The 405-nt window shown below is 68.9% G+C and carries 1 protein-coding gene; it reads left to right on the forward strand.

The features are described from left to right. On the forward strand, nt 1-405 hold a 405-nt coding region (locus tag HZU84_RS20125), incomplete at both ends, for an ISAs1 family transposase (RefSeq protein ID WP_180693133.1).

A 405-nucleotide genomic window follows, 5' to 3' on the forward strand; every position in this document is an offset into this window, starting at 1 on the left:
CGCATGACGCATCTGGTCTCGGCCTGGCACCACGCGCGCGGTCTCGTGCTGGGTCAGGTCAAGACGGCAGCCAAGAGCAACGAGATCACGGCGATCCCGGAGCTGGTGGCTGCCCTGCAGATCCAGGGCGCCATCCTGACGCTCGATGCCATGGGTTGCCAGCATGCGGTGGTCGACGCCATCGTGGCCAAGCCCGCGGACTACATCATCGCGGTCAAGAACAACCAGCCCACACTGGCCCAGGCCATCGAGGGCCTGTTCGAGGCCAACGACCGCGGCGAGCTGGAGCAGGCCCTGCCCCAGGTCACCGTGGTGGACAAGGGCCACGGCCGCATCGAGACGCGCCAGTGCGTCGTGGCCCACGACGTGAGCGCGCTGGGCGAGGTGGCGGCACAGTGGCGCGGT

It is taken from the genome of Sphaerotilus sulfidivorans (assembly GCF_013426975.1).
Classification (GTDB): Bacteria; Pseudomonadota; Gammaproteobacteria; order Burkholderiales; family Burkholderiaceae_C; genus Sphaerotilus; species Sphaerotilus sulfidivorans.